2 protein-coding genes are annotated in these 633 nt (G+C 58.0%); both read left to right on the top strand.

Features of this window, described 5'->3' with window-relative positions:
• Positions 1-286 (top strand): hypothetical protein (locus tag D6877_RS26095; RefSeq protein WP_241662954.1); only part of this gene is annotated, 286 nt, incomplete at its 5' end.
• 5 nt (positions 287-291) lie between these two features.
• On the top strand, positions 292-618 hold the full coding sequence (locus D6877_RS26090; RefSeq protein ID WP_122505839.1) for a GPW/gp25 family protein: 327 nt from the start codon (positions 292-294) through the stop codon (positions 616-618).
• Positions 619-633 lie beyond the last annotated feature (15 nt).

Genomic DNA, 633 nt, shown 5'->3' with positions numbered 1-633 from the left:
CCGCCCAGTGCGGGCTTTTTCATGCCTGGAGAAACACATGGCCAAGATCGATACGCCCGTCACTGAGGTGCAAACGTCCTCGGAACCGCCATTGTCATCCTCAACTTACTCATCGCCTGAGTCCTTGAAGTTCCGCGACAAGCTCTACACGTCGCGACTGTTGATCGTGCCAGGTACTGACCGTTCCTTTCCGGTCGACAAGTCGACGGTAGTGGTACCGGCCTCCGACGTCGAAGCGGTCAAGTTCCTGAAAGCCAGCGACGAATACGAGCCGTTCAAGGAGTGACGTCGATGATCGGAATGGATCGCCACACCGGCCTACCCATATCCGGCATCGAGCATCTGCGGCAATCCATTGCCGACATCTTGAGCACGCCGCTGGGCAGTCGCCGGCACCGTATGGAGTACGGCAGCAAGCTACGGCGGTTTGTCGATTTACCCATCAACGAAGGCTGGAAAAGTGCCGTACAGGCTGAGGTTGCCCGCGCTCTGGGGCGCTGGGAGCCGCGTTTGAAGTTGGATCAGGTGCGCGTCATTTCCGTCATTGGCGGGCAAATCAATTTGCAAATCGTCGGGAAGTACCTGGGCGACAGCGTCACGTTGGAGGTGGCCGCATGAGTACCGTAGATCTGT

This window comes from Pseudomonas sp. Sample_9, assembly GCF_004307535.1.
Lineage (GTDB): Bacteria > Pseudomonadota > Gammaproteobacteria > Pseudomonadales > Pseudomonadaceae > Aquipseudomonas > Aquipseudomonas mercuritolerans.
This window is presented reverse-complemented; position numbering and strand designations above follow the sequence as displayed.